The sequence below is a fragment of the Streptomyces violaceus genome (assembly GCF_036014075.1).
Taxonomy (GTDB): domain Bacteria; phylum Actinomycetota; class Actinomycetes; order Streptomycetales; family Streptomycetaceae; genus Streptomyces; species Streptomyces violaceus.
The window spans coordinates 8,295,325-8,320,018 of the sequence record NZ_CP107911.1 but is presented as its reverse complement, the minus strand read 5'-3'; the positions used below and the strand labels follow the sequence as shown (position 1 = coordinate 8,320,018).

Below are 24,694 nucleotides of genomic sequence, written 5' to 3'. Positions count from 1 at the left end.
GCGGCGACTCCCTGCTCTGTCCGAGAACGGCTCTCATCCCGGCGAGATGTTCGGCATGCTCTCCACGAGGGCGTCATGCCGCTTCCAGTGGATCCCCGTGGAGCGGCGCGCGTCGGCGGTGCCGTCCGCGTGGTGCCCCTTCTGCTGCGCGTACCGTCCCTTGTTGCCCTGGTGCAGGCCGGCGACGTGCCCGGGGGTGTCGGGCCTGGCCTGGGGCCGGCCCACTCTGATGCTGCCCATGGTGTGCTCTCCTTCCTCGCCTCCGACCTGCGGAGTGCGTGCTCATGGCCGCTCGGTGAGGTCCTCGAAGAACCGTTCGACGGCAGGCCAGACCCGTCCGCCGCCGGACAGGCCGCGCCACTCCCGGCGTACGACGGCGACCATCCGGTAGCAGTCGTCGACCGGCACGATCCAGTGGTGATCGAGACCGTGGACGGTGTTCACCAGCAGGGCCTCCACCTCGGGTTCCACGGTGGCGAGCTGCGGAACCGTGCCGGTTAGTTCCTGCCAGGCCGCCGCCTCCACCTCCCACCGCATGGCCCCCGCCGGGCTCGGGCCCTGCGCGGTGACGGTGCCGTCCGCCCGGGGCACGAAGAAGACCAGGCCGACCGGTACGCCCAGCACCGCCGTGTCGACATGCGGCAGCCGGACCCGGCGCCGGGGCACGAGCCGGTACTGGCCGTCCCCCGCCCCGGCCTCGGCGAACAGCACCGAGCAGGGGCGGCAGGCGCAGCGCACCTCGTCCTGCCCGCTGTCGTGGAGATGGGCGTGCTCCTCGGCGAGAGGCGCGGCGCACAGGTCGCACACCTCCCTCTCGGCCGCCGCCGTACGGTCGGCCGAGGAGCGGATGAGGCGTGCCAGTGCCCCGTCGGTGGTCACCGTGCGTCCCGGTGTCTCAGGGTCGTCAGCGGTACGAACGCGGGGGCCGGCGTGCTCGGCAGTGGTTCCACCGCCGTCAGCTCGGGAGCCACGGCGAGGACCGCCGCACTGACCGCGTCGGTGACCTCGGATGTGCCGCCACCGCCACCGCAGCCGGAGCCGCAGCCGCCGCCCGCCGTCAGGCGCACCCGGGCGACCTGCCCCTCCACGCCGGCCCACTCCACGTCCCCGCCGCGCTCCTGGACGGCGGGCCGCAGCCGCTCGACCGCGCGGGCCGCCCGGCGCTCGGCGGGCTCGGGATGGATGTCGTGCAGGACCAGCAGATGGCCCAGCAGCTCGTCGCCGGCCAGGTTCTCGGCCAGCGGCCCGTCCGCGTGGTCCATGACGCGGGCCAGCGCCTCGCCGTAGACCTCGGTCAGGATGGCGACCGCCTCGGTGGCGGAGCGGGTGGTGGGGCCGGGCGCGGACTCCAGGCCTTCCAGCAGGCCGTCGAGCCGGGCGAGCCGGGCCTCGACGTCCGGGTCGGCCAGTCGTGCGCCGGCGGCCTCAGCCACGGTTCGCCCCGTAGGTCGGCGAGTGCAGGGTGGTGAGCGTCTTGCCCTTGCCGACGTACATGTGCACACCGCAGGGCAGACAGGGGTCGAAGCTGCGGACCGTGCGCATGATGTCGACGCCCTTGAAGTCGTCCGGCCCGTTCTCCTCGAAGATGGGCTGGCCCTGGACGGCGTCCTCGTACGGGCCGGGGGTGCCGTAGATGTCGCGAGGGCTGGCGTTCCACGGAGTGGGCGGGTACGGGTGGTAGTTGGCGATCTTCTTGTCCTTGATCACCAGGTGGTGGGAGAGGACGCCGCGCACCGCCTCGTGGAAGCCGCAGCCGATCGCCTCGTCGGGCACCTCGTAGTTCTCGAACACCTTGGTCTCGCCCGCGCGCACCATCCCCATGGCCTCTTCGATGAACTGCAGGGCCATGGCGGCCGCGTAGGCGACGAAGTACGGCCGGGCGCGGTCGCGTTCGATGGTGTTGCTCCACTGCGGGATGCGCCACTCCAGGGTGGTCTCCGGCAGCGACTCGCCCTTGGGCAGCGAGATGCGCACGCTGTGGCCGGTGGCCTTGACGTACGGGGTGTCGACGATGCCGCTCAGCGCGGTCGACCACAGCCGGGCGAGCGGGCCGCCGCCGGTGTCGAGGGCGAGGTGCTGGTCGGTTCGCTTGTCGAACCAGCGCGGGCTCATCACCCAGCTGTACTTGTCGTCGAAGTCGCGCTTCTGCGGTACCGGGACCGTGGTCTGGTTCCACGGGTGGCGCATGTCGACGGGGTTGCCGAGCGGGTCGTGCGTGACGAAGGGCGATTCGTTCACCCAGTCCTCGTAGTACGAGCTGCCCAGCATGATGCGCAGGCCGAGGTTGATGTCGACGAGGTTGTTGGTGACCAGCTCGCCGTCGACGATGATGCCGGGGGTGACGTACATGTCCTTGCCCCAGGAGTTCATCGTCTCGTAGCGGTAGTCGACGGTCTGGGGGTTCTGGAAGGCGCCCCAGCAGCCCAGCAGGACGCGGCGGCGGCCGACCTCCTCGTAGCCGGGCAGCGCCTCGTAGAAGAAGTCGAAGACGTCGTCGTTCATGGCGACGGCCTTCTTCACGAAGTCGATGACCCGCATGAGCCGGCTGAGGTAGTCGGTGAAGACGGTCGGCTGCGGCATCGTGCCGACACCGCCCGGGTACAGCGTGGACGGGTGGACGTGCCGCCCCTCCATCAGGCAGAACATCTCGCGGGTGACCCGGCTGACCTTCAGGGCCTCCTTGTAGACCTCGCCCTCGAAGGGGTTGAAGGCCTTCATGATGTCGGCGATGGTGCGGTAGCCGTGGATCTCGCCGCGGGGCGCGTCGGTGCGTTCGGCGCGGGCCAGCAGGCCGGGGTTGGTGGCCTTGACCATCGCCTCGCAGAAGTCCACGAAGACCAGGTTGTCCTGGAAGATCGTGTGGTCGAACATGTACTCGGCCGCTTCGCCGAGGTTGACGATGTGCTCGGCCAGCGGGGGCGGCTTGACGCCGTAGGCCATCTGCTGGGCGTAGTCGGAGCAGGTGGTGTGGTTGTCGCCGCAGATGCCGCAGATCCGGGACGTGATGAAGCCCGCGTCGCGCGGGTCCTTGCCCTTCATGAACACCGAGTAGCCGCGGAACAGCGACGAGGTGCTGTGGCATTCGACGACTTCCCGGTTGGCGAAGTCGATCTTCGTGTAGATGCCCAGGTTCCCGATGATCCGGGTGATCGGATCCCAGGACATGTCCACGAGTTGTGGCGGCTTGCGCTCCGTGGGCCGGGCCTCGGTGGTGGTCATCTGCGGTACTGCCCCTCGCTGTAGGTGTTCCGATGAGTGGTGGTGGGGTGCGCGCCCGGGCGCGCGGCGCGCGTCACGAGGGCCGCCAGCGCGGGTCGTAGCCGCTGGTCAGCTTGCGCTTGTTGTGGCGCCACCTGGGCTCGTGGTTGACCAGTTCGTTCGTCACGCCGCGCAGCCGGCGGATGACGGCCCCGTAGGGCTTGATGGCCAGGGACGACAGGGTTCCGCCCGGGGGCTCGTCCATGAACGGCATGAACGCGTCGGGGAAGCCGGGCATCGTGCATCCGATGCAGATGCCGCCGACGTTCGGGCAGCCGCCGATGCCGGCCATCCAGCCGCGCTTGGGCACGTTACAGTTCACGACCGGACCCCAACAGCCTGTTTTGACCAGGCACTTGGGCGAGTTGTAGTCCTTGGCGAAGCTGGCCTGCTCGTAGTACGAGCCGCGGTCGCAGCCCTCGTGGACCGTCTTCCCGAACAGCCACTGCGGGCGCAGCATGTGGTCCAGCGGAGGCGGGGGTGCGGAACCGGCCGCGTGGTAGAGGACCCAGACCAGGGTCTCCATGAAGTTCTCGGGCTGGATGGGACAGCCGGGCACGTTGACGATGGGCAGCCCGCCCTGCGAGGTGTAGTCCCAGCCCAGGTAGTCGGCGAGCCCCATGCAGCCGGTGGGGTTGCCGGACATGGCGTGGATGCCGCCGAAGGTGGCACAGGTGCCGGCGGCCACCACCGCCCAGGCCTTGGGGGCCAGCTGGTCGATCCACCAGTTCAGGGGCTGCGGTTCGCCGGTCTCCGGGTCGTTGCCGAAGGACGTCCAGTAGCCGTCGCCCTCGATGATGTTCTGGTTGGGGACCGAGCCCTCGATGACGAGGATGAACGGGGCCAGTTCGCCGCGTACGGCGGCCCGGTAGGGAGCGAGGAAGTCCTCGCCGCCCAGGCTCGGGGAGAGCACCTTGTTGACCAGGTTCACCTTCGGCAGGCCCGGGATCAGACCGAGCACCAGGTCCTCGATGGAGGGCTGGTCGGCGGCGGTCAGCGAGACGGTGTCGCCGTCGCAGCTCATGCCCTCGGAGATCCAGAGGATGGTGATCTCGTCGAAGCCCTGACGGTCCTCGGCGCGATCGGGTTCCTTGCTGACCTCGGCTGTACTGCTGTTCGTTGTCATGTCACTCGGCCTCCGCTGCGGGGGTCTCGGAGTCGGTCGTCAGCGGCGCCTTCGCCGCGACGGGAGCCGGTGCCGACGGCTCGTCCGGGGTTCCGGCGGGCTCGAGTGGTTCGAGCTCGTCGGGCCGGAAGTAGTGGAAGCGCCCGTACCAGGTGTGCAGTTCGGACGCGGGGTCGTCGTCGAGGGTGACGGCCAGGTGCACGCTGCCGTCCACGTCGTGGAAGACGGCGGCGACCTCGGCGGTCCGGCCGGCCAGGAACATGTCCTGGGCGTCGGCGCCCCGTCCGCGGGGGCGGAGCCGGACGCGGCTGCCGCCGCCGAGGGGCACGCCGTCGACGAGCACGGTGTCGGTGGTCGGCGAGAGACCGCCGTCGGCGCCCTCCTGCCACCAGGCGGGGCGTTCGGCGGTTGCCGGAGCGGTCGCCGGGGTGACCGGTGCCAGGGAGCGGATGGCGCCGTGCAGCCGTTCGAAGACCTCCTGCGGCATGGTGTCGACCCGGTCGAGGATCGCGGCCGCCCTCGGGTCGGTGGCCCGCGCCTCGCGCTTCTCCTCGTCGGTCAGCAGCATCGTGCGCAGCGTGAGGATCTCGTCGATCTCCCCGGCGTCGTGCAGGTCGCCCGGGCTTTCGGGGGCGACTTGAGGGTGGTCGGGCAGGATGATCGGCGCGGACAGCAGGAGGTGCCCGGCGTCCTCGGCCGCGCCGCCGAGGACGGGGAAGGTGAACTCGTTGCGGCACGAGCGCGCGGGTGCTGCCAGGTCCGTCGGCGGGTCGGTCAGCGAGACGAACTCCACCCCGTCGCCGCCGATGAGGGTGTGGGTGGCGATGAGGGCGCGGCGCAGGGCCTCGTCACGCGCGGTCCCTGATGCCGGTGCTGGCCCGGTGTTGGCCGTCCGGACGCGAAGCCGGCAGAGGTCGTCGGTGAGGCGCTCGGCGGTGACGGTGGTCTCGGCCCGTACCTCGTCGCGGTTCCGTACCACCCGCCCGCCCGCGGGCAGCGGTTCGACGTCCACGCCGGCCGCCGCTCCCACGGGAACGGTGCGTCCCGTGTCGAGGAGTTCGTCGAGGGGGACCACGACCTCGCAGGCACGCGGTACCGCCTCGTCGAAGGTCAGATGCACCGTGCCGTCGTCGGTGCGCAGCGACGCGACGGGACGGTGACCGGTGTCCTCCACCTGCTTGCGCTGCATCTGCAGGTAGCGGACCCGCACGCGGACGGAGGCGTCGCCGGGCCGCCGGATCCGCAGGAGGCACTCGGTCTGCTGGTACCAGGAGTCGGCGGAGCCCGACACGCCGGGGACGACGGGGCCGTCCGACTCCACCCAGTCCTGGGGGAACAGCACCCCGAACTGCCATCGGACGCGGTTCTTGGCCGAGGACCGGCGGTAGGGGTAGAGGAGGTAGCCCTCGTAGAGGACGGCGTCGGCGACGGCGCTCAGCTGCTCGAAGGCGCCCGGGGACCGTTCCGGCGGCTGTTCCGCCGAGCCCGTCGTGGCAGCGCACTCGCTGCCGCCCTCGACCAGTCCCTCCGCCATCGCGCCTCCTCGTCCGTGTGTGCACACGCATCCCTTCCACCACGGTCACATCGCTCACTCACCCCCGCCTCCTCCGGCCCATTCGGTTGGGCCGTTCGGGGTGGGGAAGTCGTCACCTCATGGACCAGCCCATGAATCACCACCCCCGCACGACCACGAGCCCCGCCGTCACGACCCTGGCCGACCCGCTGGTCAACAAGGGCACCGCCTTCAGCCGGCAAGAGCGCGCGAAGCTCGGGCTAGACGGGCTGCTGCCGCCCGCTGTGGAGACCCTCGACGAGCAGGTCGCCCGCGCCTACGAGGCGTTCCACGGCTACGACAAGCCCCTCAACCGGCACATCTACCTGCGGCAGTTGCAGGACACCAACGAGGTGCTCTTCTACCGTCTGGTCACCGAGTACCTGGAGGAGCTGCTGCCCGTCGTCTACACGCCGACGGTGGGTGAGGCCTGTCAGCGTTTCAGCGAGATCTACCGACGGCCGCGCGGGCTGTTCCTGAGCTGGGAGGACCGGCACCGCTTCCGGGACATCCTGCGCAACCGCCCGTACCCGGACCACGACGTGGACGTCATCGTGGTCACCGACGGACAGCGCATCCTGGGACTGGGCGACCAGGGCGTCGGCGGCATGGGCATCCCGATCGGCAAGCTCAGCCTCTACACGGCGATCGGCGGCATCCACCCCGCCCGTACGCTGCCGATCCTGCTGGACGTCGGCACGGACAACGAGGCCCTGCTGGACAACCCGCGCTACCTGGGCCGGCGTGACCGCAGGCTGACGGGCGCCGAGTACGACGAGATGATCGAGGCCTTCGTGTCGGCGGTCGAGGCGGAGCTGCCCGGGACGCTGCTCCAGTGGGAGGACTTCGCCACCGCCCACGCCCATCCGATCCTGGCCCGCTACCGCGACCGGCTGCTCACGTTCAACGACGACATCCAGGGCACCGCGGCCGTCACGCTCGGCGCCCTGTCCACCGCGGCGAACGTGGCGGGCACCCCGCTGCCCGATCAGCGGCTGGTGATCCTGGGCGCGGGGTCGGCGGCCATCGGCGTCGCCGACATGATCCGCACGGCCATGGTCGACGAGGGGCTGCCGGAGGACGAGGCGACGGCACGGTTCTGGATCCTCGACGTCGACGGCCTGCTGGTGCGCTCCCGCGGCGAACTGACGCCGCAGCAGCGGAGGTTCGCCCGCGACAACAGCGAGGTGGCCGGCTGGGACGGTACCGGGCTCGCCGAGGTGGTGCGCCGCGTCGAGCCGACGGCGCTCATCGGGCTGTCGACGGCTCATGGCGCGTTCACCGAGGAGATCGTGCGGCAGATGGCCTCGACCTGCGAACGGCCCGTCGTCTTCCCGTTGTCCAACCCCACCTCCCACTCCGAGGCCGACCCGGCGGACCTCACCCGCTGGACCGACGGCCGGGCGCTGATCGCCACCGGCTCGCCTTTCCCGCCGCTGACGGTGGACGGGCGCGAGGTGCCGGTGGCGCAGTCGAACAACGTGTACGTCTTCCCGGCCATGGGGCTCGCGGTGACCGCGAGCCGCGCCACGCGCGTCACCGACCACATGCTGGTGGCCGCCGCCCGTGCCGTCGCCGAGTGCGCGGTACGGGCGGCGGACGGCGACGACGGGCCCGTGCCGCTGCTGCCGCCCCTGACCGGGATGCGGGATTCCGCCCGCGAGATCGCCCTGGCCGCGGCCCTCGCCGCCGTCGAGGACGGGGTGGCCCCGCGGGCGACGGAGGAGGAGCTGCGCAAGGCGGTCGCGCAGGCGCAGTGGACACCCCGTTACGAGGACTAGGAACGTATCCGAGCACTCCGGGCGCCGTACTGTCGGAGACACGACGGTCGGCCCCGGAGGCATCGGCAGCGTGGACCGGCCGCAGCCCCTCGACGACGCGCTGGACGCGACGGCGGACGTCTTCGAGCGCTTGCGTCCGCGGCTGTTCGGTATCGCCTACCGCGTCCTGGGCAGCGTGGCCGAGGCCGAGGGCGTGGTGCAGGACGTGTGGGTGCGCCGGCGGCCCCCGACACGCCGACCGGAGCGCGGTGCTGGATCACAGGGCGTTCCTGGCGAAGATCACCACCCGTCCGGCGATCAACGTGGCCCGGTCGGCACGGCGCAGCACCGGGCCGTTCCGCTGCTGTAGGAGCCGCCCGATGGCGGCCTGTGGGCCCTGCGCCCGGCAGCGGAACAGCTGGACTCCATCGCGGGCTGACCGGCCCGCCTGCCGGTCAGACCGAGGAGAGGTCGATCGCTCGGTCGACGTCCTGCGGCCGCAAGACCCGAAGGATGCCCTCCAGCAGGTAGTAGTCGGCGTACGGGAGCGAGATCTCGATGCCGTCCTCGTTCGGGCGGTGGCGGGTGCAGCGGGCCACCACCGCCTCCGCTCGGGCCGAGTTCCGCGTCAGGCAGGTTTCCGACAGTGCGGTGAGCAGCCGTAACGCCACCTCGCGATAGGCCTGTCCGCCGGTGGCGGCGGACAGGTCGAGGAGGCCGCAGGCCGTGATCGCTCCGGCCGACGCGTCCTTGATGTCGTGCGGCTGCTGCGGCGCCCGGTAGTCCCAGACCGGGACGTGGTCCGGGGTCAGTGCTCCGACCGCGAAGTCCGCGAGCTTGCGGGCGGTCGCCAGGAAGTCCCGGTTCCCGGTCCTCCGGTACATCGTGGTGAATCCGTACAGTCCCCACGCCTGCCCGCGCGACCAGCACGACGTGGGGCTGTACCCCTGCACGGTGTTCGGGCCGACCGGCGTGCCGCTGTCCGGGTCGAAGTCGTAGACGTGCGGGGGCGATCCGTCCGGGCGGGGGAAGACCCGCCGGGTCGTCTTCGCATGCTCCACGGCGATGTCCAGGTACTTCACATCGCCGGTCTGGCGACTCGCGAACGCCAGCAGGTCGAGGTTCATCATCGTGTCGATGATGACCCGGCCGGCGTTCTTCTCGTCATTCAGCGCGCCCCACGCTCTGATGAAGCGCCCGCGCGGGTTGTACCGCTGGATCAGGGAGTCGGCCGCCCGCAATGCGCCCGCCCGCCAGGCTTCGTCGCCCGTCAGCCGCCAGGCGGTGACCCAGGACGGGTAGAAGAGGAAACCGAGGTCGTGGGTGCCGGTGTCGTACTGGCGCGGGGCCAGCTTCCGCGCCGAGGCCGATGCCAGCGTGCGGAAGGCCTCGTCCTCGCTGTAGAGCCATGCCATCCACAGCGTGCCCGGCCAGAACCCGCCGACCCAGTCGCCGTTCTGCGAGTAGACCCACTTCTCGAACTTCGTGCCGACGGGGAAGGCGGTCACGCTCGGTGCGACGGCGTGGAGCTTCTCGATGGCGTAGTCGGCGGCCGCGCGGAGCTTCCGCAGGGTCGGTGCCGGGGTCTTGTCGGCGGCCGTTGCCGCGGCCGGTGCCGAGGATGCGCCTGTCGCCACGGCACCGGACGCCGTGGCCAGCACCGTACGTCGGGAAACAGTCATGCTGATCCTCCAGAAAGCTCAGCGGTGACAGCTGGTCAGGCCCGGGCGCCACGCGCAGGCGATGCCGGCGAAGCCTCCGTTGGCCACGACATCCACGGCGAGCGTGTCGCCGCCGCGCAGTACCTGACGCCTCTGGACGAGACCGCCGGTACCGTCCTCGATCGTCTCGACCAGCCACCGCCCCGGGCCTATGGTCAGCGGCACCTCGGCCCTGCGGGCGGCGCCGGCGTACACCCCGCCCAGGAACCAGCGGTCACCGCTGCGGCGGGCGAGCACGGCTTCCTGGCCCGGACGGCCGGCGAGCAGCCGGGTATCGTCCCAGGCCGCGGGGACCTGGTCGAAGAAGTCCCGGGCCGGCGGCCGGGCGTCGTACGACTCGGGAGTGCCGGCGAACATCTGCAGGCCCGACTCGTAGGCGACGGCGAGCCCGGCCTCGGCAGCGTCGGAGTTGGGGCGCAGGCCGACGCGCTGGAAGGCGCCGGGGGTGAAGTCCATGGAGCCGATGACGTTGCGGGTGAAGGGCAGGGTGGTGAGGTGGGCGGCGGTGTTGGTGCGCTTCTCCTCGCCGGCGACGCCCTCCAGGGTCATGACGTGCGGCCAGGTGCGCTGGATGCCCTTGGGGATCGTGGAGCCGTGGAAGTTGACCAGGAGGTGGTGGGCGGCGGTCTCCGGGAGGATCGCGTCGTACCACTTCAGTGTGGCCTGTTCCTCGGAGTCCATGAAGTCGATCTTGACGCCCTGCACGCCCCAGCGCTCCAGGGTGGGCAGCCAGCGGGCGCGTTCCTCGGCCGTGTCGAGGTCGCGCTGGTGGATCCAGACGATGATGCCGACGCCCTTGGCGCGCGCGTACTCGACGAGTTCGGGCATCCAGCTGTTGGTCTGCCAGTCCGGGTCGGTGGTGTCCCAGGCGTCGGCCTTGAAGTACCAGCCCGCGTCGACGGCCTCGTAGGGCCAGCCGCGTTCGGCGGCGTAGTCGACGTAGGCCTTCTGCACGGCGAGGCTCTGCCCGGCCCGGCGGCCGCCGGCGAGCCAGGTCCACAGTGCGGTGCCGGGCTTGATCCAGGAGGTGTCGCCGGCCCTGGAGGCGGGGGCGAGGTCGTCGGTGAAGGTGGAGCGGGTGACGGTGGCGAGGTCACCGGTGACCATGGCCCGCCAGGGCGTGGCGAGAGGGCCGTCGGTGCGGACCCGGTCGTCGGCGAGCTTGACGCGGTAGGTGCCGGTGCCCTGGTCGTGGGCGAGCCGGGCGCCGGAGTAGGTGCCGGTGAGGTCGGACTCGGCGAGCAGGGTGTAGCCGCCGTCGGTCGCGAACAGCGCCTGGTCCGCGTACTCGCCGGTGGGTGCCGTGGCGGCCGTGTACTGGACGAACTGTCCCTCGTTGTCGGCCCGGTAGGTGCCCAGCCACGCGCTCGCGTCTGGCGGCAGGTGGAAGGCGGAGGTCTCGCCGAGTACGTCGCCGGACGCGGCGGGCAGGACGTACCGGTAGGCGACGCCGTCGGCGGAGGCGCGGACGACGAGGTCGAGCCGGGCGCCCGTCGGAGTGGCGAACGACAGACGGGTCTCGTTCATCCGGACCCTGCGGTCCAGTCGTTTGCCGGACTTCGTGCGGTACCGCTCGTCGACCGTCCGGTTCTTCTGGCGCAGGAAGCGCAAGTCCTGGGATAGATCGGCCTGTTCGGTGACGATGCCGACGGGCGACGGCTCGATGACCGTACGGCCGGCGCGGGTCACGGACAGGCTCAGCGTGCCGGTGCCGTCGTCCAGGGATATCCGTGCGCGGGGCGCGTGTGCGGAGGCGGACACCGCCCAGGTGTGCTCCTGCTTCTCGGCCCGGGCGGGCGCGGTCATGAGGAGTGTGGCCGCGAGGCCGGTGCACAGCGCGGCGACCGCGGTTCTGATCGGAACAGCCATGGAACCCTCCGAGGAGTGTGGGCTTTAGGGCAGCCCCCAGGCGGGGCCCGGTTCGCTGACGGTGACGGGCGCGATGACGAGGTCGGGGCGGGAGCCGGAGTGGACGAGCACCTCGCGGCCCTTGGGCAGGTCGATGGAGAGCACCCCGTCGCCGAGGTCGCGGGCGCGGGCCGGGCGGCCGTCGTCGAGGAGCACGGTGAGCCGGCCGCCGAGGCCGTGCTTCAGCTTGAGCGGCTCGCCCGCCAGGCTCCTGATCCGGATGAACCGGGTCTTCCCGGCCGTGCGGACGGCGCTGACCAGGAAGGCGCCCTGAGTGCGGAAGTCGTGCAGGGTGAGGTCCGCCCACGCGCTGGGGACGGCCGGGAAGACGCGGATCACCCCGCCCCAGCTCTGGCAGAACATGTCGTGCAGGGACTGCGAGGCGGACAGCGGCGTCTCGATGACCGGACCGGCCTCGGTGTAGTGGGTGTTGGCCTGGCAGGGGTAGCGGGTGGAGGTGTCGAAGAACTCCCGCAGATACGTGATCGCGGTGTCGCCGTCGCCGGTCATCGCGTACATCGAGGCGGCGCCGGTGTAGCTGTAGCCGCGGTGGGCGCCGGTCAGCGCGTGCCAGTGCCGGATCGACTTGGTGATCAGGCCGCGGCTCTCGGGCTGGTCCCAGTTGACGAGGTACAGCGGGTACACCATCAGCAGGTGCGAGTAGTGGCGGTGGGACTGGGCGTACGGGGTGCCGGCGCCGATCATGTAGCCGTTGCCGTCGACCGGGTAGGGCGTGAGCTTGGCGAGCACCTCGTGCCAGCGCGGAGCCGACTCGTCGTCGATGCCGAGGAGTTCGGCGGACTCGATGAGGGTTTGGCAGGCCCAGCGGATCAGGGCCAGGTCGTAGGTGGTGTCCTGCGGTGGTACGACGGGGTACTCGGGCGAGAGCGTGCTCGGCAGGTGGAGCTTGCCGTCGCTGCCCGGGGTGAGGAAGTGCAGGTAGTAGGCGACGGCCCGGCGGAGCAGCGGGAAGACCGTGTCGCGCAGGAGGGCCTTGTCCATGGAGTGCCGGTAGGACAGCCACACGTTGTGCAGCGCCCAGGTGAGGTTGCCGACCTCGGAGCCGGAGCCGGGCCTGCCGACCTCCCGGTTGGCGAACATGTCGGAGCTGCGTCCGACGCCGGAGCTGTCGGCGCGGTAGGCGGCGGGCACGTTGGCGATGAGCTGTTCCTGGTTGCGGCGCAGGGTGGTGGCGAGCGCGTCGAGTTCCAGGTGGTTGGAGCCGTGGATGAGCCAGTACTCCAGCTGGATGTTGAGGTTCCACCAGACCGCGGGCCAGGGCGTGGGCTCCAGCCACGGCCCGCAGGTGGCCATGACGGGGCCGTCCGCGCGGCTGGCGGAGGCGACCTTGTAGAGCTGGATCCAGTGGAAGCTCTGCAGCCGCTGGTCGGGGAACGAGACGAAGCTCTTCTTGTAGAAGGCGTGCCACCAGCGGGTGTGCCGTCGTCTGAGATCGCCGTACGAGGTCGCTCGCCGCAGGGTGCGGAGCGAGTCGGACTCGGCGGCGGTGGTGGAGGGGGCGCTGTGCCCGACGCTGAGCAGCAGTTCTTCGCCGTCGTGCCGGTAGGCGGTGGCGGTCTGGCCGCCGGTGAGGGGCTGGAGCACCTGCTCCGTGCCGTCGGCGGCGGTCCGCCTGGTCCAGGGCGGGCTGGGGGTGTAGCCGGCGGGCGGGGCCTCCTGGATCTTCCGGGGGCTGATGGCCTCCTCGGGGTGGAAGGACCAGACGGCGCGTTCGCCGCCGGAGGCCCGTACCCGGACGGCGAGTACCTCGTCGTGGACGATGGCGGAGAGGGTGAGCGTGCCGGCGGTGGTGGTGACGGAGCCGGTGAGTTCGGCGTTCCACAGGCTCAGCCGCCAGTCGACGGCGGTGATGGTGCCGACCGGGTCGAGCGTCAAGTGCCCGACCGGCAGGCGGCAGGTGCCCCAGCCGCTGCCGAACTCGGGGCGGTGGTCCTGGACCCGGCCGTGCTGGACGGTGAAGCGGATGCGGTTGGCCTCGGGCTCCCGGTAGATCATGCTGCCGAGCAGCCCGTCGCCGAGGAAGGGGCCCTCGTACCAGCGGGTGGGCAGCCTGGTCCACAGCAGGTCCTGTCCGCGCAGGAACGTCTCCCAGGCACCGTCGGTGGTCATGGTGTCGCGCAGTCTCCAGGGGCGTCTGCCGCCCTCGTCAGCGGCGGACGGCACCGTCCGTCCGGGCTCTTCCGCGTGCGCTGTTTCCGGGCAGGGCGGCTGCTGCCGCGCCCGAGAGGGCGGTGCCCAGTACGGCTCTGCGGGCCACCTGCGAATGGTGCTCCGGCTGTGAGGTCATGCGTCCTCCAGAGCTGACGGATCATCAATACATCGGGTGTATCGCGGAACCTAGCAGCACTCGTGCACCTGTCAATGACTCCAGTGGCACGACTCATCCGATGTATCTCCCCGGAGTGGGACGTCAGCCGCGCAGCCACGGCGCGAGCATCCCGCCCCGCTTCAGAGATCCGAGGACCATCGACACCTCCACGGACGCCGCCTCGTCCAGCCACGGGGAGCGCGTCACGAAGTCGTGGAGGGCCGCCTCGTCCGGGAAGGCGGTCAGGGTGAGCAGTTGACGTTCTCCGGTGACGAAGCTGACGTACCGGACGTGCGGGGACTCGGCTAGCGCCGCGGCCACCCTGTCGACCGCCGCCGGGACGGCTCGCACCCACAGCACGGCCTCCACCGGCAGTCCGAGCAGCACCGGTTCGATGACGGCCCGGACGCGGACACGCCCCTCCCGGCGCAGGACGCCCAGCCGGCGTCGGGCGGTGGCCTCGGACACCCCGGAAACCCGGGCCAGTTCGTCGTAGGTGCACCGCCCGTCCTCGGCCAGGGTGTTCACCAGCAGGCGGTCGGAGCGGGCGAGTTCGGCGCCGTCGAACGCGGGCAACAGATCTGCCGACGCGGCGGCGGTGCTCGCGGGCGTCTCCCCGGCCAGTGCGGCGATCTCGGTCTCGGTGAGCAGGCCGGCGTGCCACTCGCGAATCGTCCGCACATGGCGCAGCACTGGCAGCGTCAGCGTCCGTACGACCCCCGGCAGGCCCGGGAGCTCATCCATCACGAGTCCCGCGAGCCGGTCGCGGGGGCACTGCACTTCCGCGACGCAGTCCCAGGACCCGGTCAGGACATGGGCGAAGGCGCAGTCGGGGCGCCGCGCCAGCGCGGTGGCGACGACGCGGGCCTGGCCGGGTGCGCAGCGCACGCCGATCACGGTGCTGCGGCCGCGCACCACCATGGCACCGATCCGGACGAGCCCGGAGTCCAGCAGGCGGGTGCCCCGGCGGACGACGGTGCGTTCCGGTTCGCCGAGGGCCGTCGCGATGCGGTGCCAGGTGGCACGGCCGTCGATCTGCAGTGCGCTGATGATGCGCCGGTCCAGCGAATCGGCCACGAAGCCGGAGTGCGGTGCGTCCATCGGCCTGAGCGTATGGCCGATTCCGTCGATTTCACAGGGATCGTTGTTCCCTTCCGTCAGCCTGCCCCACTCTGCCGGGAAGCCGGATCGCATACGGAGGTGGCCGACGTGACCGCGACTCCTGGAAGTCCCCCTCGACACGAGACGACTGCGCCCTTGCTCGCCCCCGGCTCCCGGCGCGGGCGGCTGGCCGTCCTCGGCCCGGGCCTCGTCCTCGCCGCCACCAGCGTGGGCGCCGGCGACATGGTGACCTCACTGGCGGGCGCCGCCGGCTACGGCATGGCCCTGCTGTGGGCGATCCTCGTCGGTGTCGTCCTCAAGTACGCGCTGACCGAGGCGGTGGGTCGTCTGTATCTCGGGAGCGGTCTGACCGTGATCGCGAGCCTGCGCGCGGCCGCCCGCTGGCTGCCGTCCGCCTTCTTCGCGTTCGTGCTGGTCATCGGGCTGCTGTACGGGGCGGCCCTGAGCTCGGTGGCCTCGCTCGCGCTGACGACGCTGTTCCCCGCGCTGCCGCTGAGGCCGCTGGCCGTGGTGATCGCGCTGGCGTCGGCCGGACTCGTGTACGTGGGCCGGTACGCGCTGTTCGAGCGGGTGATGAGCGGGTTCATGCTGGCCAAGTTCGTCGGCATGGTCGTACTGGCCGTGGTCACGCTCGTCACCTTGGACGACCCTTCCGCTCTGGTGTCCTCGCTGCGGCCGCGGCTGCCGGAGGGCGATGTGGTCACCGTGCTGGCACTGGTCGGCGGAGTGGGCGGCACGGCCGGGGTGGCCTCGTACAGCTACTGGCTGCGGGAGAAGGGCTGGCAGCACCGGAGCTGGCTGCCCGTCATGCGGGCCGACTCGGCGGTGAGCTACGGAGTCACCTTCCTGTTCGTGGTCTGCACGTCGATCGTGGGCACCGGCCTGCTGTACGGCAGCGGCCGGACGATCACCGGCAACGACGGGCTGGCCGCGCTGGCCGAACCGCTCGGCGCGGACCTCGGGTCGGTGGCACGGGTGCTGTTCCTGGGCACCTTCTTCCTGGTGACCCTGAGCGCCCTGGTCGGCGGCTTCAACGCCCTGTGCTATCTGCTGGCCGACTCGCTGCGCACCCTGCGCGGGGTGCCGGACACCGAGGCCGAGCGGCACATGGGCCAGCGCAGCCGTCCGTTCCGCCTGTTCGTGCTGTACTGCGCGGTCACGTCCGTGGCCGTGACCTTCGTGGGACAGCCGGTCCCCCTGGTGCTCACCTACGCCGCCGTGGGCTCCCTCGTCCTGCCGCTGTTGTCCGGGGCGCTGCTGGTGCTCCTCAACCGGCGCGACCTGATGCCGCCGTACCGCAACAAGGCCGTCTCGAACGTGCTGCTGTCGAGCTCCTTCGTCCTGTTCGGAGTGCTCGCCGCAGTCCAGATCAAGGAAACCCTGGGAGGACTGTGAACCCCGCCGACCTGTGCTTCAGCACCGCGACCGAGCTCGCCGCCGCCCTGCGCCGGCGTGAGGTGTCCGCGCGTGAGGTCGTCACCGCCCACCTCGAACGCGTCGACCGGGTCAATCCGTCGGTGAACGCGATCGTCACGCTCGTCGCCGACCGGGCCCTGGAGCAGGCTGCCGCGGCGGACGAGCGGCTCGCCTCGGGCGCCGAGGCCGGCCCCCTGCACGGGCTGCCCGTCGCGCACAAGGACCTCCACGACACGGCGGGCATCCGCACGACGTACGGCTCACCCGTCTTCGCCGACCACGTCCCCGCCCGGGACCATCTGGTCGTCGAACGCCTCAAGGGTGCCGGGGCCATCACGCTCGGCAAGACCAACGTGCCCGAACTCGGCATGGGTTCCCACACCGTCAACCCCGTCTTCGGCGCGACCCGCAATCCCTACGACCTCTCGCGCAGCGCGGGCGGCAGCAGCGGCGGCGCGGGAGCCGCCCTCGCCTGCGGCATGCAGCCGCTCGCCGACGGCAGCGACACGGGCGGCTCCCTGCGCAACCCGGCGTCCTTCAACAACGTGGTCGGACTGCGGCCCTCCCCCGGCCGGGTCCCCTCCTGGCCCGACAAGGCGCCCTGGGGCCAGTTGTCGGTGAAGGGCCCCATGGCACGGACCGTGCGGGACGTCGCGCTGATGCTGTCCGTCCTGGCCGGGCCTGATCCGCGCAGCCCGCTCGCCCTCGACACTCCGGGTTCCGCATTCGCCGGCCCGCTCGACGGCGACATCCGCGGATGGCGGGTCGCCTGGTCGCCCGACCTCGGCGGGAGCGTGCCCGTCGACCCGGAGGTCCGGGACGTGGTGCGGAGCGCGGTGGAGGTGTTCGGCACGCTGGGCTGCGAGGTCGAGGAGGTCTGCCCCGACCTGTCCGGCGCCGACGAGGCCTTCCTCATCCAGCGCGCGTGGCAGATGGAGCTCGCCCACGGGCCCCTGCTGGACGAGCACCGGCACCGCTTGGCCCCGGACGTCGTGTGGAACATCGAGGAGGGCCGCAAGCTCACGGGCCCCGACCTCGGCCGGGCCCAGGTGCTGCAGGCCGCGCTCTTCCACCGGGTGCGTGAGTTCTTCGAGTCGTACGACGTCCTGCTGCTGCCGGTCAGCCAGGTCGCGCCCTTCGACGTCGGTCTCTCCTACCCGGCCTCTGTGGACGGCACCGGCATGGAGACGTATCTGGACTGGATGCGCTCGGCCTACCTGATCACGATGACCGGCTGCCCGGCTCTGTCGGTCCCGGCCGGCTTCACCCCGGCCGGGCTGCCGGTCGGGCTCCAGGTGGTGGGGCCGCACCGGGGGGACGCGGCCGTGCTGAGGGCGGGGCACGCCTTCGAGCAGGCGACGCGGGTGGGGGAACGGCGGCCCGAGGTCGTTGCCGCGGGCACGGCGGAAGGCGGTCGGCCATGAGCCCCCGCAGTGTCGTGGTCGTGGGCGCGGGCATGGCGGGGCTGGCCACCGCCTGGTTCCTCCAGGAGGCCGGTGCCGAGGTCACCGTGGTCGACCGCCGGGGCGTGGCGGCCGGCGCTTCGTGGGGCAACGCGGGCTGGCTCTCCCCCGCGCTGACCGTCCCGCTGCCCGAACCGGCCGCCCTGAAGCTGGGGTTGCGCACGCTCCTCTCCCCCGCCTCCCCGCTCTACATACCTCCGCGCCCGGATCCACGGCTGGCCCGCTTTCTGCTGGCGTTCACCCGGAACTGCACCCGCCGGAGCTGGCAGGTGGCCATGGCCGCTCTCGCCGCGCTGAACCGCGGCGCGCTCTCGGCCTACGACGACCTGGCCCGGGGCGGGGTCGCCGAGCCCACGCGCACGGGCGAGGCATGTCTGCTCGCCTTCACCTCCGAGGCCGGACGTGCCCCGCTCGTGGCGGAGCTGGACGCGGTGCGCGCGGCGGGCCAGGAGGTCGACTACGACCTGCTCACCGGCGCCGAGGCACGCGAGTCGGAGCCGACGCTCTCGGTTCGGGTGGACGCGGCCGTGCGACTGCACGGCCAGCGTCAGCTGAACCCTGGGGCGTATGTCACGGCGCTGGCCGACGCGGTCCGTGACCGGGGCGGGAAGATCGTCACCGGCCTGGAGGTCACCCGGATCCGGGACGTGGGCGCCGGTGTCGTCGCTCTCGCCTCGGACGGCGCGTCCGTGCGGGCCGACGCGGCCGTCCTCGCTTCCGGGGCGTGGCTCGGGGGGCTGGCCGCGCCCTTCGGGGTGCGCACTCCGGTGCAGTCCGGGCGCGGGTACAGCTTCAGCCTGCCCCCGGACGGACTGCCCACCCGGCCCACCTACTTCGCCGAGCAGCGCGTGGTCTGCACTCCCCTAGGCGACCGGGTGCGGGTGGCGGGCATGATGGAGTTCACGGCACCCGACCGCCCCGCGGATCCCCGCCGCGTCCAGGCCATCGTGAACGCGGCCCGGACCCTGCTCCCTTCGGCCGACCTCACCCGCCGCACCGACGTATGGGCCGGCCCGCGCCCGTGCACACCCGACGGCCTGCCCCTGGTCGGCCCCACCCGGTCGCCCCGCGTCCACGTCTGCGGCGGCCACGGCATGTGGGGCATCGCCCTCGGGCCCCTCAGCGGCAAGCTGCTGGCCGAGTCGATCGTCACGGGCCGCCGGGCGCCCGAATTGACGGCGCTGCATCCGCTGCGGTGAGGGACGCGGTCAGTCGAGCGGGACGCCCGTGTGGTGCTCCAGGGCTTGGATGAGGCGAGCCTGGAACTCTTCGTCCTGCGCGGCGGGGTGTGGTGTCTGTACCTGCTGGTGGTACCAGTAGCCGCCGGTGCTCGGCGTCACGTCGGGATGCGTGGCGAGCCGGACCTGGGTCTGATGCCCGGCGGTCAGGTCGTCCGGGGCACCGCGACCGCCCATGCGGGTGGGGACCCACCCCGGGTCGACCGCATGGCTGGACGTTCCTTCCCAGCGGGACGCGAAGGCGAGCGCGAGTGCGGTGACCCACAGCTTGGTGTCGTCGTAGGAGGCGGTGCCGGAGGTCAGCTTTCGCAGGTCGGTGGAGCCGGTCCGGTGCATGGAGCTGCTGAGGTAGACGAGCCTGGCCGGCTTCTCCATCAGGGCCGTCAGCAGGTAGGGCGCGACGGTGTTGACGGTGACATCCTCCGGGCGGTTCATGACGCCGGCGTTGTGGATGACTGCGTCGAAACGGCCGAACCCGGAGGCCTGCCGGACGACACCGCGGATCTCGTCCGGCTCGGCGAGGTCCCCGGTGACGACGCCCCTCCACCGGGCCGTGTCACCCACCTCGGTGAGACGGGCCGGGTCACGGGCGTGGACGACCACGTCGTGCCCGTCGTCGGACAGCGCGTTCGCCGTGTCGCGCCCGAGTCCGCCGGCCGCGCCGGTCACCAGGACCAATGCCATGTCGGTCAACTCCTTTGTGTCTGTGGGCCGATCCGGTCCGGAGGTCAGCCGCTCTCGTCCGGGACCGCAGCGGGAGGAGTCCCGGGGCCGGCGCGGAGCATGGCCTTGTAGAGGGCGTCATGCTCGGGCGAGTCGGGCAGCGGGCCGCGGGCCGGGGCCTCAAGAGACTGGATCAGCAGGGCGACGACGCGACGCCAGGAGTCCGGGGCGGCCTCGCCGGTGGCGTTGACGACACCGGCGTTGGCCATGTGAATCAGCACCAGGTCCGAGGGGTCGAAGTCCTCGCGCAGCCGGCCGGTGGCCTTGGCACGGCCGATGAGCTCGACCATGGACGCGTACGCCTCGTCGCGGCGCCGCTCCAGCGCCTTGGCGGTGGGGAAGGTCATGGTCAGGACGTCGGCGAAGCCGTAGTCGGCGGCCTGCATGGCGCAGGCCGTCTCGATGTAGCCGACGAAACCGTGCCAGGGGTCCGGGTCCTCCAGGGCGACCGCGACCGCCTCGGCGTAGGCGTCCATGCGGTCGGAGAAGACGGCGGCGACCAGCTCCTCCTTCGTCGGAAAGCGCCGGAACATGGTGGCGATCCCCACCCCCGCCTCACGGGCCACGGACGCCATGGAGGCGTTCAGGCCGTCCCGCGCGAACACCAGGCGCGCGGCGGCGATGATCCGCTCCCGGTTGCGCTCGGCGTCGCTGCGCAGGGGCTGTGCGGCGGGGCCATCGGATTGCTGGGCGCGGCGGGTCATACGGGCCAGTCTAGCTACCGGTATGACCTATCCATTTCTAGGCACGCAGCACGGCCGGAGCGTGGGCGCCTGCCCGGTGAGGTTCTCGGGGCGCAGGATCGTTTCCAGTTGCTCGGCGGTGAGCAGACCCGCTTCCGCGGCCAGGTCCTTGACGCCACGGCCCGTGACGAGGGCCTGGCGGGCCAGCGTGGTGGCGGCAGCGTAGCCGATGTGCGGGGCGAGGGCGGTCACGAGACCGATGGAGCGGTGGACCGTGTCGCGGAGGTGTTCGCGGTTGGCGGTGATGCCGGGGACGCAGCGGACGGCGAGCGTGTCGCAGGCGGCGTGCAGATGGGTCAGGGAGCGCAGCAGGCTGTAGGCGATGACGGGTTCGAACGCGTTGAGCTGGAGCTGTCCGGCTTCGGCGGCCATGGTGACGGTCAGGTCGTTGCCGATGACCTCGAAGGCGACCTGGTTGACGACCTCGGGGACCACCGGGTTGACCTTGCCGGGCATGATGGACGAACCGGCCTGCACCGGCGGCAGGTTGATCTCGCCGAGCCCGGCGGTGGGGCCGGAGGACATCAGGCGCAGGTCGTTGCACGTCTTGGAGAGCTTCACCGCGACGCGCTTGAGGACCCCGGAGAGCTGGACGAAGGCACCGCAGTCCTGGGTGGCTTCGATGAAGTCGCCCGCGGGCCGGACGGGTTCACCGCTGATCTCCGCGAGATACGCGCAGGCGAGTTCGGCGTAGCGGGGGTGGCCGTTGATGCCAGTGCCGATCGCGGTGCCGCCGAGGTGGGACTCCAGCAGCAGTGCGGCGGCCTCGGTGAGCCGCTGGCGGTCCTCTTCGATCATGACGGCGTAGGTGGTGAACTCCTGACCCAGCGTCATGGGGACCGCGTCCTGGAGCTGGGTCCGGCCCATCTTCAGTACGTCGCCGAAGTCCGTCGCCTTGTCGGTGAAGGCGGTGGCCAGCGCGCCCAGGGAGGCGCCGAGCCGGCGCAGTGAGGTGACCAGGGCCAGACGTACGGCGGTGGGATAGACGTCGTTGGTGCTCTGTCCGACGTTGACGTGGTCGAGCGGGTGGATCACGTCGTAGAGGCCGCGCGGATGGCCGAGGATCTCCAGGGCCCGGTTGGCGATGACCTCGTTGGCGTTCATGTTCGTCGACGTGCCGGCCCCGCCCTGGACGGGGTCGACGACGAACTGCTCGTGCAGCCGTCCGGCGCGGATCTCCTCGCACGCGCCGATGATCGCTCCGGCGATGTCCAGGGGCAGCAGGCCGAGATCACGGTTGGCCTGCGCGGCGGCCTGTTTTACGGCGGCCAGTGCGGCGATCAGGTCGGGGAACCGGGCGATGGTCGAGCCGGTGATCGCGAAGTTCTCCACGGCCCGCACGGTGTGCACGCCGTAGTAGGCGTCGGCGGGGACCTCCTTGTCTCCCACCAGGTCGTGCTCGATGCGTGTGGTCCGCGCCATCTGATGCTCCTCGTCCGTGCGGGCCCCTTGACAGGCCCCCTCTTCCGGCCCCAGTGTTACCCGCCAACACGCAGAACGCAATATATTGCATATGGCAGGAGGTCTCATGGGCACCGAACACCCCCGTCCCACCAGCACAGACACCCCACCGGCCCGGCGCACAGGGTTCTGGCGGCGTCTTCGGAAGATGCCGATCGGCGTCCAGTCGATCATCGCCGTCGGCCTCGGAGCCCTCATCGGATCTCTCGCGCCGTCGGCCGGCGAGCAGATGAAGATCCTCGGGGAGCTGTTCCTGAACCTGGTGCAGGTCGTGGTCCTGCCGCTGGTCTTCCCGCTCATCGTGCTGGGCATCGCCCGCATGGAGTCGGTCAAGAAGGTCGGCCGGATCGCCGGCAAGGCCATCCTCTACTTCGAGATCGTCACCACGGTCATCCTGCTGATCGCGGTGGGCCTGGCCAAGTTCACGGGCATCGGCAAGGGCGCCCCCGTCCAGGGGGCAGACGCCAAGGACCTGGACGGCATGAGCCAGGGCATCGACTTCCACGAACTGGTCCTGCACGCCTTCCCGAAGAACATCTTCGCCGCGTTCGGCGAGGGCAATCTGCTCGGCGCCATCACCTTCGCCCTGCTGGTGGGCGTCGCCATGGCCGCGATCGGGGAGAAGTCCGAGCCCTTCGCCGCCGTCCTGGAGTCCGTCGCCTCGGTGATGTTCAAGGTCGTCGGCTACGTCATCCGCATCGCGCCCCTGGGTGTCCTCGGCTTCATCTCCTACGACGTCGCCCACTACGGCTTCGGCAACCTGCGCAGCCTGCTGGGCTTCATCGCCGTGGTCTACGCGGGCCTGGCCATCGTCGTCGGCGTGCTCTTCCCTCTCATCGCCGCGGTCTACCGCATCCGCTACGTCGAGTTGATGAAGTCGATCGCCGGGCTGGCCGGGATCGCCTTCGTCACCCGCAGCTCCGAATCGGTGCTGGCCCCGCTGATGGGCAGGCTCGAGGCGTTCGGTCTCAGCCGGTCGACGACCTCGTTCGTCGTCCCTCTGGGGTACTCCTTCAACACCGACGGCTCGGTCCTCTACCAGGCCGCCGCCCTGGTCTTCCTCGCCAACGCCTACGGGGCCGACACCTCGTTGCCCGCCCTGCTCCTCATGGTCGGCGTGCTGGTGATCCTCTCCAAGGGCATGGCCGGTGTCGCTTCCGCCTCCATCGTCGTACTCATCGCCGCCGGCAACTCCATCGGCCTGCCCGCCGAAGGCATCGCCCTGCTCCTCGGCGTCGACTTCATCGTCGACATGGCCCGCACCGGCGTGAACGTCATCGGCAACTCGCTCGCCGCCGCCGTCGTCGACAGCTCCGAGAAACGGCGCGAGGCCAAGCGCGGCGCCGACGACCTCCCCCGCACACCGGCCGAGACCGAGGCCACGGCCTTCCAGAAGGAACCCGTCCAGTGACCGCCTCCCCCTCGGAGATCATCGGCATCCTCGGCGGCATGGGCCCGGCCGCCACCGCCGACTTCTACGCCAAACTGGTGTCGATGACGCCGGGCAGCAGCGACCAGGACCACCTCAGGACGGTCATCTGGTCCGACCCCACCATCCCCGACCGCACCGCGGCCCTGATCGGCGACGGCCCCGACCCGACCCCCTGGCTCCTCCACGGCGGGCGCGTCCTGCGCGAGGCGGGCGCCACCGTCATCGCCATCCCCTGCAACACCGCCCACGCGTTCGTCCCCCGCATCGCCGGCCATGTGGGCCTGCCCATCGTCCACATGATCGGCGAGGTCGCACGTCACCTGTCCGCCCTGCGGCCCCATGTGCACACCGCCGGGCTGCTCGCCACCACCGGAACCGTCCGTGCGGGCCTCTATCAGGAGTGGCTGGACCGCTTCGGGATCAGCCTCGTGCTGCCCGGACCCGACAGCCAGCGGGAGGAGGTCATGGCCGCCATCCACGCGGTGAAGGCCGGCCGGCGGGACGCCACGGCCGGCGAGCCGCTGGCGCGTGCCGCGCGCGGACTCACGGCCCAGGGGGCGCAGGTGATCATCGCGGGCTGCACGGAGATCCCTCTCGGGCTGTCCACCGCGACGGTCGAGGTCCCCCTCATCGATCCGGCCGTCGTCCTGGCTCAGGCCCTGGTCCGCCGGATGCGCGCCGTATGAGGACGAAGGCGGGTGGGCGGGAATGCCGAGGAGCGAGCGATGTACTGTACGCAATATGTCACTCGACAGTCCTGTCTCCCGCCGTCTCCTCAGCGACGAGGTCTTCCACCGTCTGCGCGACTCCATCGTGCGCGGAGAACTCGCTCCCGGGGAAAAGGTCAAGGACGGCGAACTCGCCGAGCGTCTCGGTCTCAGCCGCACCCCGGTGCGCGAGGCACTCGCCCGGCTCGCCGACATCGGTCTGGTCGAGGCCAAGCCCGGCGTCTACACCCGGATCACCACCCTCAACCGCCGCGACGTCGAGAAGACCCTCGCCGTCCTGCGCTCCCTCGACCAGCTCGCCATCGAGACGGCCGTGCCGGTCATGACCGAGCAGGACCGGCAGCGCATGCGCCAGGCCAACCGGGACTTCGAACGGGCCGTCGCCGCCAACGACACCGACGCCGCCCTCGCCGCCGACGACCGCTTCCACGCCGTCCCCATCGCGGCGGCGGACAACCCCGTCCTCAGCCGGATCGTCGAGCAGCTCCACCCGCAGATCCACCGCATCCTCTACCGCAAGTTCTCCACGCTCCTCGGCGGCCGCAACACCATCGAGCACCACGACCAGCTCATCGACGTCTGCGCCGGCGGCGACGCGCGAGCCGCCGCCGAACTCTCCGGACAGCACTGGTCGGAGCTCGGCGGCCACATCAACCAGCTCTTCGACACCAACCAGTTCACGGAAGCCGCGCCCGCCTGAACAGGGCGGCCGCC

General features: G+C 71.3%; 20 protein-coding genes and 1 pseudogene. 8 read left to right on the top strand and 13 right to left on the bottom strand.

Going from position 1 to position 24,694, the window contains the following annotated elements; genetic code table 11:
* Positions 1-33: 33 nt before the first annotated feature.
* The 6 genes from OG542_RS37495 to OG542_RS37470 form a co-directional block, all read right to left on the bottom strand.
* Positions 34-240 carry a hypothetical protein gene (locus OG542_RS37495; RefSeq protein ID WP_311129733.1) on the bottom strand — a complete coding sequence of 69 codons (207 nt, stop codon included), beginning with the start codon at positions 238-240 and terminating at the stop codon, positions 34-36.
* Positions 241-282: 42 nt separating this feature from the next.
* Complete coding sequence (locus OG542_RS37490; RefSeq protein WP_328416890.1) at positions 283-879, bottom strand: DUF5947 family protein; 597 nt, start codon at positions 877-879, stop codon at positions 283-285.
* The gene (locus tag OG542_RS37485; protein ID WP_328416888.1) at positions 876-1,433 is read right to left on the bottom strand and encodes a NifU family protein; all 558 of its coding nucleotides are present in this window, start codon (positions 1,431-1,433) and stop codon (positions 876-878) included. The genes OG542_RS37490 and OG542_RS37485 overlap by 4 nt, the downstream gene beginning before the upstream one ends.
* A complete protein-coding gene (locus tag OG542_RS37480) occupies positions 1,426-3,219 on the bottom strand; it encodes a nickel-dependent hydrogenase large subunit (protein ID WP_261677972.1) in 1,794 nt (597 codons plus the stop codon). The genes OG542_RS37485 and OG542_RS37480 overlap by 8 nt, the downstream gene beginning before the upstream one ends.
* 73 nt (positions 3,220-3,292) lie before the next feature.
* The gene (locus OG542_RS37475; RefSeq protein ID WP_189725116.1) at positions 3,293-4,384 is read right to left on the bottom strand and encodes an NADH-quinone oxidoreductase subunit B family protein; all 1,092 of its coding nucleotides are present in this window, start codon (positions 4,382-4,384) and stop codon (positions 3,293-3,295) included.
* 1 nt (position 4,385) lies between these two features.
* Entirely contained in the window at positions 4,386-5,918 is a 1,533-nt protein-coding gene (locus tag OG542_RS37470; protein ID WP_328416884.1) for a hypothetical protein, read from the bottom strand.
* A gap of 119 nt (positions 5,919-6,037) precedes the next feature.
* Here OG542_RS37470 and OG542_RS37465 point away from each other — a divergent pair, with 119 nt between their 5' ends.
* Positions 6,038-7,717: an NAD-dependent malic enzyme gene (locus tag OG542_RS37465; protein WP_328416882.1), complete on the top strand. Its 1,680-nt coding sequence runs from the start codon at positions 6,038-6,040 to the stop codon at positions 7,715-7,717.
* Between the two features lie 70 nt (positions 7,718-7,787).
* Positions 7,788-8,066: a sigma factor gene (locus tag OG542_RS37460; protein WP_408057824.1), complete on the top strand. Its 279-nt coding sequence runs from the start codon at positions 7,788-7,790 to the stop codon at positions 8,064-8,066.
* Positions 8,067-8,151: 85 nt separating this feature from the next.
* Here the strand turns inward: OG542_RS37460 and OG542_RS37455 are convergent, their stop codons facing one another.
* From OG542_RS37455 to OG542_RS37435, 4 genes and pseudogenes are all read right to left on the bottom strand, one after another.
* Entirely contained in the window at positions 8,152-9,378 is a 1,227-nt protein-coding gene (locus tag OG542_RS37455; protein WP_328416880.1) for a glycoside hydrolase family 88 protein, read from the bottom strand.
* Positions 9,379-9,396: 18 nt separating this feature from the next.
* A complete protein-coding gene (locus OG542_RS37450; RefSeq protein ID WP_328416878.1) occupies positions 9,397-11,286 on the bottom strand; it encodes a glycoside hydrolase family 97 protein in 1,890 nt (629 codons plus the stop codon).
* 24 nt (positions 11,287-11,310) lie between these two features.
* Positions 11,311-13,633 (bottom strand): annotated as a pseudogene (locus tag OG542_RS37445) (glycosyl hydrolase family 95 catalytic domain-containing protein).
* A gap of 123 nt (positions 13,634-13,756) precedes the next feature.
* Positions 13,757-14,755, bottom strand: a complete 999-nt coding sequence (locus OG542_RS37435) for an Lrp/AsnC family transcriptional regulator (RefSeq protein ID WP_328416872.1) — start codon at positions 14,753-14,755, stop codon at positions 13,757-13,759.
* A gap of 108 nt (positions 14,756-14,863) precedes the next feature.
* Here OG542_RS37435 and OG542_RS37430 point away from each other — a divergent pair, with 108 nt between their 5' ends.
* Genes OG542_RS37430 through OG542_RS37420 form a run of 3 tightly spaced genes read left to right on the top strand, consistent with a single transcriptional unit; the run spans position 14,864 to position 18,854 of the window.
* On the top strand, positions 14,864-16,171 hold the full coding sequence (locus OG542_RS37430; protein WP_328416870.1) for an Nramp family divalent metal transporter: 1,308 nt from the start codon (positions 14,864-14,866) through the stop codon (positions 16,169-16,171).
* The gene (locus OG542_RS37425; RefSeq protein WP_328416868.1) at positions 16,168-17,616 is read left to right on the top strand and encodes an amidase; all 1,449 of its coding nucleotides are present in this window, start codon (positions 16,168-16,170) and stop codon (positions 17,614-17,616) included. Before OG542_RS37430 ends, OG542_RS37425 begins: the two co-directional genes overlap by 4 nt.
* Positions 17,613-18,854 (top strand): NAD(P)/FAD-dependent oxidoreductase, encoded by a 1,242-nt coding sequence (locus OG542_RS37420; protein ID WP_261677978.1) that lies wholly within the window; start codon positions 17,613-17,615, stop codon positions 18,852-18,854. The genes OG542_RS37425 and OG542_RS37420 overlap by 4 nt, the downstream gene beginning before the upstream one ends.
* A gap of 9 nt (positions 18,855-18,863) precedes the next feature.
* Here OG542_RS37420 and OG542_RS37415 read toward each other — a convergent pair whose 3' ends face one another.
* Genes OG542_RS37415 through OG542_RS37405 form a run of 3 tightly spaced genes read right to left on the bottom strand, consistent with a single transcriptional unit; the run spans position 18,864 to position 21,781 of the window.
* Positions 18,864-19,577 (bottom strand): SDR family NAD(P)-dependent oxidoreductase, encoded by a 714-nt coding sequence (locus tag OG542_RS37415; RefSeq protein ID WP_328416865.1) that lies wholly within the window; start codon positions 19,575-19,577, stop codon positions 18,864-18,866.
* A 44-nt stretch (positions 19,578-19,621) separates the two neighbouring features.
* A complete protein-coding gene (locus tag OG542_RS37410) occupies positions 19,622-20,320 on the bottom strand; it encodes a TetR/AcrR family transcriptional regulator (protein WP_328416863.1) in 699 nt (232 codons plus the stop codon).
* Between the two features lie 27 nt (positions 20,321-20,347).
* Positions 20,348-21,781, bottom strand: coding sequence for an aspartate ammonia-lyase (locus OG542_RS37405; protein WP_328416861.1), 1,434 nt, complete (start codon positions 21,779-21,781; stop codon positions 20,348-20,350).
* Positions 21,782-21,887: 106 nt separating this feature from the next.
* Between OG542_RS37405 and OG542_RS37400 the strand changes: the two genes are divergently transcribed.
* Genes OG542_RS37400 through OG542_RS37390 form a run of 3 tightly spaced genes read left to right on the top strand, consistent with a single transcriptional unit; the run spans position 21,888 to position 24,680 of the window.
* The gene (locus tag OG542_RS37400) at positions 21,888-23,231 is read left to right on the top strand and encodes a dicarboxylate/amino acid:cation symporter (protein WP_328416859.1); all 1,344 of its coding nucleotides are present in this window, start codon (positions 21,888-21,890) and stop codon (positions 23,229-23,231) included.
* Positions 23,228-23,938, top strand: coding sequence for a cysteate racemase (gene cuyB / locus OG542_RS37395; protein WP_328416857.1), 711 nt, complete (start codon positions 23,228-23,230; stop codon positions 23,936-23,938). The genes OG542_RS37400 and cuyB overlap by 4 nt, the downstream gene beginning before the upstream one ends.
* Before the next feature lie 55 nt (positions 23,939-23,993).
* Entirely contained in the window at positions 23,994-24,680 is a 687-nt protein-coding gene (locus OG542_RS37390; RefSeq protein WP_328416856.1) for a GntR family transcriptional regulator, read from the top strand.
* The last annotated feature ends 14 nt before the right edge of the window (positions 24,681-24,694 follow it).

Coding starts and splice junctions, on each gene's coding strand:
- OG542_RS37495 (WP_311129733.1), bottom strand. CDS start 240: ATGGGCAGCATCAGAGTGGGCCGGCCCCAGGCCAGGCCCGACACCCCC.
- OG542_RS37470 (WP_328416884.1), bottom strand. CDS start 5,918: ATGGCGGAGGGACTGGTCGAGGGCGGCAGCGAGTGCGCTGCCACGACG.
- OG542_RS37410 (WP_328416863.1), bottom strand. CDS start 20,320: ATGACCCGCCGCGCCCAGCAATCCGATGGCCCCGCCGCACAGCCCCTG.
- OG542_RS37400 (WP_328416859.1), top strand. CDS start 21,888: ATGGGCACCGAACACCCCCGTCCCACCAGCACAGACACCCCACCGGCC.
- OG542_RS37390 (WP_328416856.1), top strand. CDS start 23,994: ATGTCACTCGACAGTCCTGTCTCCCGCCGTCTCCTCAGCGACGAGGTC.
- OG542_RS37405 (WP_328416861.1), bottom strand. CDS start 21,781: ATGGCGCGGACCACACGCATCGAGCACGACCTGGTGGGAGACAAGGAG.
- OG542_RS37420 (WP_261677978.1), top strand. CDS start 17,613: ATGAGCCCCCGCAGTGTCGTGGTCGTGGGCGCGGGCATGGCGGGGCTG.
- OG542_RS37475 (WP_189725116.1), bottom strand. CDS start 4,384: ATGACAACGAACAGCAGTACAGCCGAGGTCAGCAAGGAACCCGATCGC.
- OG542_RS37455 (WP_328416880.1), bottom strand. CDS start 9,378: ATGACTGTTTCCCGACGTACGGTGCTGGCCACGGCGTCCGGTGCCGTG.
- OG542_RS37415 (WP_328416865.1), bottom strand. CDS start 19,577: ATGGCATTGGTCCTGGTGACCGGCGCGGCCGGCGGACTCGGGCGCGAC.
- OG542_RS37465 (WP_328416882.1), top strand. CDS start 6,038: ATGGACCAGCCCATGAATCACCACCCCCGCACGACCACGAGCCCCGCC.
- OG542_RS37435 (WP_328416872.1), bottom strand. CDS start 14,755: ATGGACGCACCGCACTCCGGCTTCGTGGCCGATTCGCTGGACCGGCGC.
- OG542_RS37480 (WP_261677972.1), bottom strand. CDS start 3,219: ATGACCACCACCGAGGCCCGGCCCACGGAGCGCAAGCCGCCACAACTC.
- OG542_RS37450 (WP_328416878.1), bottom strand. CDS start 11,286: ATGGCTGTTCCGATCAGAACCGCGGTCGCCGCGCTGTGCACCGGCCTC.